Here is a 6,961-nt window from a genome sequence, read left to right on the forward strand (position 1 = left end):
GCGGGGTCAGTGGTCGCCGCCGTCGAGCTGCGACCGCACGTGCCGCCAGAGGTTGAGCACCACCTCGAGCCCGTCCCGGACACCACCGGACGACCCCGGCAGGTTCACCACGAGCGCGCGCGTCCCGTCCGAGGCACTGGCCACGCCCGCCAGCCCGCGGGAGAGCGCGGCGGCGGGCACCCCCGCACCGGTGCCGCGCTGGCGGACTGCCTCAGCGATCCCCGGGACCTCGTAATCGAGCACCTCGCGCGTGCCCTCGGGTGTGAGGTCGCGCGGCGTGATCCCCGTTCCGCCGGTGGTGAAGACCAGCCGGGCGCCGTCGTCGAGCGCGGTCCGCAGCACGTCGCGGACCGGCTCGACGCCGTCGGGCACCAGGTGGGTGGCCACGTCGGTGAGGCCGGCCTGCCGCAGGATCCACACGGCCGTCGGGCCGGACCGGTCCTCGGCCTCACCGCGTGCGCAACGGTCGGAGACGGTGATCACCGCTACCCGGTCGGACGTCATGCCGACACGCTATCGGCCTCCGGCTCCTTGGACGTGGTCTCGGACTCCAGGAGCTGCGCGGCCTCGGCGGCCTTGGCCCGGCGGTACGCGCGCACCGACCACGCCACGGCGGCGGCCCAGACGACCCAGATCACCACGTACACGGCGGTCTTCACGGGGTCGGTGGCGGCGATCCAGTCGCTGCTGAGCAGCGTGCGCGAGTTCGTGAGGACGATGACGCCGCCCACGAGCGACCCAAGGACGCGCGGCGGCACGAGCCGCACCAGCCAGGCGGCGATCGGCGCGGCGATCAGGCCACCGATGAGCAGGGCCAGCACCCAGGTGAAGTCGATCCCCTCACCGCTGAGGCCGACGAAGAAGCCGATGCTGGCCGCGATGGCGACGAAGAACTCGCTGGTGTCGATCGAGCCGATCACCTTGCGCGGCTCCAGGCGGCCGCTCGCCAGGATCGCGGGCGTGCCCACGGGGCCCCAGCCACCACCGCCGGTGGCGTCCATGAAGCCGGCAACCAGGCCGAGCGGGGTGAGGAAACGACGGCGCAGCGGCTTGTCCGAGCGCGCGGGCAGGCCCTGCAGCGTGAAGCGGAGCAGCACGTAGATGCCCAGCCCCAGCAGGATCAGCGACATCACCGGCTTGGCGATCTCGGTCGAGAGCGACGACAGGAACGTCGCACCGGCGAACGCACCGATCGCACCGGGGATGCCGATGCGGGCCACGACCTTCCAGTCCACGTTGCCGAAGCGCCAGTGCGCTGCGCCGGACGCGAGGGTGGTGCCGATTTCGGCGAGGTGCACGGTGGCCGACGCCGCGGCGGGGTTGGTGCCGATAGCGAGCAGCAGCGTGGTGGAGGTGACGCCGTAGGCCATGCCCAGACTGCCGTCCACCAGCTGGGCGCCGATGCCGACGAGGGCCAGCAGTATCAGGGTTCTCATGGTCTTCGTGACCTTCCGGGTCCGGGAACTACAGCACAGCCACACAGAAGGGCCTGCGACCAAGGTAACCATCTAACCCGGTCGGAAACAACGAGCATCTCAAGCATCGGATAAATCCGCATGCTGAAGGGGTGAAACCTCCCTGATTCTTTGGAATTCGACCCGGCTCAGGAGTTGGACCAGGCCGACTCGCCCTGGGTCAGCGCCCGGACATCCTCCGGCAGCTTGCCCGCCACCAGGTCGGCGAGGGAGACCGCCTCCAGCACCGCGCGCACGTTGGCCCGCAGCGCCACCCACACGTGCAGGAGCGGTGCGGCCGCACCCTGGAACTCCAGGTCGGACGGTCGGTTGCCGCGGACGAAGACCAGCGGCCCGTCCACGGCCCGAACGACGTCGGCGATCGTGATCGTCGAGGCCGGCCGTGCCAGCCGGTAGCCGCCGCCCGCGCCACGGTGGCTCGTGACCAGACCGTCGCGGCGCAGATCGCTCAGGATTCCCTCGAGGAAGCGGTGCGGGATGTCCTGCGCCCGGGCCAGGGCCTCGGCGCGGACAGGCCCGTCCTGGTCGGCGGCCGCCAGCTCGGCGGCTGCCCGGACGGCGTAGTCGGCTCGTGCGGAGATCCTCATGGACTCATTCTCTCCTGTACGTCGCGCACAGTACGCCGGGATAGCCTCGGCACCGTGTCGACTCTTGTGACCTTACTCGCCGCCGCCCGGAGCGGGGCGCTCGCCCGCGGCCTCGCTGCGAGCGCGGCGCTCGGGGTGGTTGGTGCGGTCCTGGCGGGGTGCGGGCCGGCGTCGGGCAGCGAGACGCTGACGGTGCTGGCCGCCGCCTCGCTGCGCGAGCCGTTCGCCGCGCTCGAGACGACCTTCGAGGAGGAGCACCCGGGCATCGACGTGACGCTGTCGTTCGGCGGGTCCTCCGACCTCGCCGACCAGATCGAGGCGGGCGCCCCCGCCGACGTCGTCGCCACCGCGGACGAGACCACGATGGCCCGCCTGTCTGACGCAGGCCTGGTCGCCGCACCCACCCTCTTCGCCACGAACGTGCTCACGATAGTGGTGCCGACCGGCAACCCCGGGGACGTCCGGAGCCTGGCTGACCTGGGACGACGCGATGTCGACGTGGTGCTCTGCGCACCAGAGGTTCCGTGCGGCCGGGCTGCCGCCGCGGTGGCGGACGGCGCCGGCGTCGCCCCGCACACCGTGAGCGAGGAGCCGAGCGTGACGGACGTGCTGGCCAAGATAGCCCTCGGCGAGGCCGACGCCGGCCTCGTCTACGTCACCGACGCCGCCACCCAGCCCGACGACGTCAAGACCATCCCCACCCCCGAGGCCGCCGACGTCGTCAACCGGTACCCCGTCGCGGCGCTCTCCGAAGCGCCGTCACCCGACCTGGCCGACGAGTGGATAGCCCTCGTCACCGGCGAAGAGGGCCGGTCGGCGCTGTCGGAGGCGGGGTTCGGCGCGCCGTGAACGGCCTTCCGCGGTGGGTGGTCCCCCCGGCCGCGCTCGGCGCGCTGCTGGTGGTGCTGCCGGTCGCGTCCCTGCTCACGCGGGTCGACGTCGGCTCGCTCGGGCCGCTCCTTACGTCCCCGGGCGCCCGCGACGCGCTGTGGCTGTCGCTGCGTACCTCCGTGGTCGCCACGCTCCTGTGCATAGCACTCGGCGTGCCGCTCGCGCTGCTGCTGGCGCGGGCGTCGTTCCCCGGACGCCGGATCATGCGCGCCCTGCTGCTCCTGCCCCTCGTGCTGCCGCCGGTGGTCGGCGGCCTCGCGCTGCTCACTCTGCTGGGACGGAGCGGGCTGCTGGGCGGCGCCCTCGAGGGCCTCGGCGTGCGGGTCCCGTTCACGACGGCCGCCGTGGTGCTGGCGCAGGCGTTTGTCGCCCTGCCGTTCCTGGTCCTGACGCTCGACGGCGCCCTGCGGTCCCACGACACCGCGCACGAGGACGTCGCGGCGACCCTCGGAGCGCGGCCTACCCGGGTGCTGCTGCGGGTGACGCTGCCCGCCCTCGCGCCGGCGCTGGTCTCCGGGACGGTCCTCGCCTTCGCGCGTGCACTCGGCGAGTTCGGCGCGACAATCACGTTCGCGGGCGCGCTCCAGGGCGTCACCCAGACCCTTCCCCTCGAGATCTACCTCCAGCGCTCCTCCGACCCCGACGCCGCCGTCGCGCTCTCCCTCGTTCTCGTGGTGGTCGCGCTGGCGATCATCGTCGCGGCATACGGGCCGTGGTTCCCGCAGGTTTCAGAGGCCGTGCTGCCGGGCGGGGAGTCGCCCGGGCCGACGTCTCGCGACGTGCCCGGGCCAGGCGGCTCGCCTCGTTCGAGCGGGAGGCTGGGTACCGAGCCCCGCGACCCGGCCAACCGGGCCTCCTGGTCGAACTGGTCGCTGAGCGGATCGTCTCGCGAGTCGCCGGCGGCCGCCGGCGCGCAGACTGGCGACGCGCAGACTGGCGACGCGCAGACTGGCGGCGGGCAGGCTGGCGGCGGGCAGGCTGGCGGCGGGCAGGCTGGCGAGCCGTCGGCCGGCGGGCCACTGTCCGACGGCGCGCGTCCGCCCGTCCCGCTGTCGCTGCGAGTCCGGGTCCCGGAGCGCGGCGTCGACGTCGCCCTCGACGTGCCCGCCGGTGAGGTCGTCGCCATCCTGGGGCCGAACGGCGCCGGCAAGTCGACCCTGCTCCAGGCCGTAGCGGGTCTCGGCGGTCACCGCGGGGACGTCACGGTGACCATCGGCGACCGCGTCCTCGCGGGTCCCGGCGTACGGGCGGCGCCGCCTCGCGACCGCCGCGTCGGCTGGCTCGGGCAGCGCGCCCCGCTGCTGCGACACCTGTCCGTCGCGGGCAACGTGGCCTTCGGCCCCGTCTCGCGTGGAGTGCCGCACGGCACGGCCGCGGCTCTGGCGCAGTCCCTCCTGTCCGACGTCGGCGCCGCGCACCTTGCCGGACGTCGGCCGCACGAGCTCTCGGGTGGCCAGGCGCAGCGCGTCGCGATCGCGCGGGCCCTCGCCACCGACCCGGACGTGCTCCTCGTGGACGAACCGTTCTCCGCGCTCGACGTCGGCGCCGCGCAGCACGCCCGTCTCCTGCTGCAGGCCGCGCATCGCTCGGCCCCGCGCACCACGTTGCTCGTCACGCACGACCTCTTGGACGTCGCCCAGCTCGCCGACCGCGTGGTCGTGCTCGAGGAGGGCCGCGTCGTCGAGGACGGGCCGGCCGCCGAGGTGCTCGCCCGTCCGCGATCAACGTTCGGCGGCCGGTTCGCAGGGGTGAACCTGCTGGTGGGGAGGGTTCTGGTAGCCGCGGAGGGCCTCGGCCCGGAACGCCGCATGGTGTCCGTCGAAGCGTCGGGCGCCACGCTGTCCACCGCCCTCGGCGAGGTCCACGGGACGGCCGAGGAGGTGCTCGCCGACGACACCGAAGCCGTCGCGCTCTTCGAGCCACGCGCCGTGTCGGTGCACCGCGATCCGCCGGGCGGGAGCCCTCGCAACGCGTTCCCCGTGGTGCTGACGGCGATCGAGCCGCACGGCCCTCTGCTGCGTGTATGGGCCGCTGCGCGGAGCGCCGACGACGCCGGAGGCCACAACAGCGGTGCCGGTACCGGTGCTGGCGCCGACAGGAGCGGCGGCGCTGCGCCCCAGATCGCGGCCGACCTCACGCCCGCCGCGGTCGCCGAGCTCGGGCTGGCGCCCGGGGAGCGGCTCTGGTTCGTGGTGAAGGCGGCAGAGGTGACGGTCCTCCCGCGCTGAGTCCCAGGTCCGCCGACTCGCCCGAGACGTCGAGAACGCCCTGGGGTACCGATCCGAGCTCGGATCGGTACCCCAGGGCGTTTTAGACGTAGGCGCAGCGCCGTCGTCAGGCCAGGATCTGGCCCGCCCGCTGTGCGGAGGCCGCGAAGGAACCAGTGAGCGGCAGCTCGGGCAGGATCACTGCCTGGGCGGCGTGGTAGATGTCGGGCTTGCCGACCCACGTACGGCCCGACGGACGGTTCTCCGTGTCGAGCTCGTGGTGCCAGGACCCGTGCTCGGTGTCGAGGAGGTGCTCTCGAATCCAGGCCCACCACTCGCGCTCGAGCTCGGTGTAGCGCGCTTCTCCGGTGACGCGCCCCAGCACGTGCGCGGCGGCAGCACCCTCGGCCGCCACCCAGTGGAATCGGCGCGGTTCCACGGGTACGCCGGCCCAGTTGGTGGTGTAGACGAAGCCGCCCCCGCCTTCGGCATCCCAGCCGTCTTCGACCGCGCGGTCGAAGAGCGCGGCGGCCGCCCCGGTCCGGCGGCCGTCTGTACCGGCCTCCGCGTCGATCTGTAGCAGGAGACGAGCCCACTCGAGCCCGTGTCCAGGTGTCGCCCCGTAGGGCTTGAACTGGTCGCGCGGCCGGTCCGCGTTGTACTCCAGCAACGGATTCCAGGCCGTGTCGAAGTGCTCGGGGATCCGCCAGTCGTTCGACCGTGCCCAGCGCACCACCTGGTCGCCGATCGCCGCCGCCCGTTCCAGCCACAGCCGATCACCGGTGGCGGCATGGGCCGCGAGCAGCGCCTCGACGGCGTGCATGTTCGCGTTCACGCCGCGGTAGTCCGACGTCGAGGACCAGTCGCGCGACCGCTCGTCCAGGTGCAGCTCGCGCTCCGGCTCCCAGAACCGCGCGTCGAGCACCGCAAGCGCGGTAGTGAGCAGCTCCGATGCGCCGGCAATTCCTGCGACCTTGCCCGTCGAGGCAGCGAGCACGACAAACGCGTGCGCGTAGGCCTCCTTGTTGCCGACGAGCTCATCGCCCTCACCCCGGGCGGCGAGCCATCCGCCGAACTCGGCGTCGGCCAGTACATCGCGAAGACCCCCGATCGCGCGTGCAGCGTGCTCTTCGGCCCCGGTCACACCAAGCAGATGGCCAACGGCAAAAGTGTGCGCCATACGCGCGGTGATCCACGTCTCGACGGGATGCGAAAGGTCAGGCCGTCCCGCGTCGTCGAGCCAGCACGCGGCGCCGTCTTCACGGATCGACCCCTCAGCGAAACGCAGCAGCGAGACGAAGTGGTCGCGGCGCCATGCGGCTTCGGCGGCGCCTGCGGGCTGGGTGCTGGTGCCCGCGGCAGTGCGGGTCGGGTCTGCGTTCACCCCGCCACGATAGCCGCGGCCGCTGTATCGCCGGCAAGTTGTCCGGGCTGGAGCTGGTGCCGGCCGGGATGGTGCGGGCAGGTGTGCTGGGTTGTGTGGGCGCGCAAAAAAGTGAGGGTGGAGGATTCCCCCGGGCCGTCTTCGGCCTCGAGGAGAATCCTCCACCCCCACTGAAAAGATGTCCGGCGGCGTCCTACTCTCCCACCCCGTCTCCAGGGCAGTACCATCGGCGCTGTAGGGCTGAGCTTCCGGGTTCGGAATGGGACCGGGCGTTTCCCCCACGCTATGACCACCGTAACACTGTCGAGAATCAGGCAACCCCGCCGGCCCACTCACCCGCACGAAAGCTGTGGGGGTGGTGGTGGGGGTTGGTGCCCGTGACTCGGGAACCGCATAGTGGACGCGTAGCAACACTTT

The 6,961-nt window shown here is 72.7% G+C and carries 6 protein-coding genes and 1 rRNA gene; 2 read left to right on the forward strand and 5 right to left on the reverse strand.

The window, feature by feature from the left end:
• Window positions 1-6: 6 nt before the first annotated feature.
• The 3 genes from IE250_RS23465 to IE250_RS23475 form a co-directional block, all read right to left on the reverse strand.
• On the reverse strand, window positions 7-504 hold the full coding sequence (locus IE250_RS23465) for a MogA/MoaB family molybdenum cofactor biosynthesis protein (protein WP_189671738.1): 498 nt from the start codon (window positions 502-504) through the stop codon (window positions 7-9).
• Window positions 501-1,436 carry a sulfite exporter TauE/SafE family protein gene (locus IE250_RS23470; protein ID WP_189671739.1) on the reverse strand — a complete coding sequence of 312 codons (936 nt, stop codon included), beginning with the start codon at window positions 1,434-1,436 and terminating at the stop codon, window positions 501-503. The genes IE250_RS23465 and IE250_RS23470 overlap by 4 nt, the downstream gene beginning before the upstream one ends.
• A gap of 167 nt (window positions 1,437-1,603) precedes the next feature.
• Window positions 1,604-2,062, reverse strand: a complete 459-nt coding sequence (locus IE250_RS23475) for an RrF2 family transcriptional regulator (protein WP_189671740.1) — start codon at window positions 2,060-2,062, stop codon at window positions 1,604-1,606.
• A 54-nt stretch (window positions 2,063-2,116) separates the two neighbouring features.
• Between IE250_RS23475 and modA the strand changes: the two genes are divergently transcribed.
• Both modA and IE250_RS25095 read left to right on the forward strand, forming a co-directional pair.
• Entirely contained in the window at window positions 2,117-2,911 is a 795-nt protein-coding gene (modA, locus tag IE250_RS23480) for a molybdate ABC transporter substrate-binding protein (RefSeq protein WP_229872717.1), read from the forward strand.
• Entirely contained in the window at window positions 2,908-5,181 is a 2,274-nt protein-coding gene (locus IE250_RS25095; RefSeq protein WP_189671741.1) for an ABC transporter permease, read from the forward strand. Before modA ends, IE250_RS25095 begins: the two co-directional genes overlap by 4 nt.
• A 106-nt stretch (window positions 5,182-5,287) precedes the next feature.
• Here IE250_RS25095 and IE250_RS23490 read toward each other — a convergent pair whose 3' ends face one another.
• A complete protein-coding gene (locus IE250_RS23490; RefSeq protein ID WP_189671742.1) occupies window positions 5,288-6,544 on the reverse strand; it encodes an AGE family epimerase/isomerase in 1,257 nt (418 codons plus the stop codon).
• Window positions 6,545-6,724: 180 nt separating this feature from the next.
• Window positions 6,725-6,841: ribosomal RNA gene (gene rrf, locus IE250_RS23495) — 5S ribosomal RNA — on the reverse strand.
• Window positions 6,842-6,961 lie beyond the last annotated feature (120 nt).

Source organism: Promicromonospora soli (assembly GCF_014653785.1).
Taxonomy (GTDB): Bacteria; Actinomycetota; Actinomycetes; order Actinomycetales; family Cellulomonadaceae; genus Promicromonospora; species Promicromonospora soli.

Coding starts and splice junctions, on each gene's coding strand:
- IE250_RS23465 (WP_189671738.1), bottom strand. CDS start 504: ATGACGTCCGACCGGGTAGCGGTGATCACCGTCTCCGACCGTTGCGCA.
- IE250_RS23475 (WP_189671740.1), bottom strand. CDS start 2,062: ATGAGGATCTCCGCACGAGCCGACTACGCCGTCCGGGCAGCCGCCGAG.
- IE250_RS23470 (WP_189671739.1), bottom strand. CDS start 1,436: ATGAGAACCCTGATACTGCTGGCCCTCGTCGGCATCGGCGCCCAGCTG.